The organism is Pseudomonas sp. AC463, assembly GCF_979253585.1.
Genome location: NZ_CEEDDZ010000331.1, coordinates 1 through 323, shown reverse-complemented (window position 1 = coordinate 323; position 323 = coordinate 1). Strand labels below are relative to the sequence as shown.

1 protein-coding gene is annotated in these 323 nt (G+C 65.9%); it reads right to left on the bottom strand.

The window, feature by feature from the left end:
• On the bottom strand, nucleotides 1-323 hold a 323-nt coding region (locus AC0IYH_RS30375), incomplete at both ends, for a helicase-related protein (RefSeq protein WP_471837856.1).

Below are 323 nucleotides of genomic sequence, written 5' to 3'. Positions count from 1 at the left end.
CTGCACGACCCAATCGACATCGCCCCAGTCGACGCCGAGATCGAGGCTGGCGGTCGCAACCAGCGCACGCAGCTTGCCGTCCGCCATCGCGCCCTCGACCTTGCGCCGTGCCTCCAGCGCGAGACTGCCGTGGTGGACGCCGATCGGCAGGCCCTTGTCGTTGGCCTTCCACAAATCCTGAAAGATCAGTTCCGCCAGGCTGCGGGTGTTGCAGAAGACGATGCTGGTCCGGTTCTCCTCGATGACCTTCATCACCTGCGCCGCGGCGTAACGCCCGGAATGCCCGGCCCAGGGGACGCGATCCTCGGGCAACAGGATGGAAA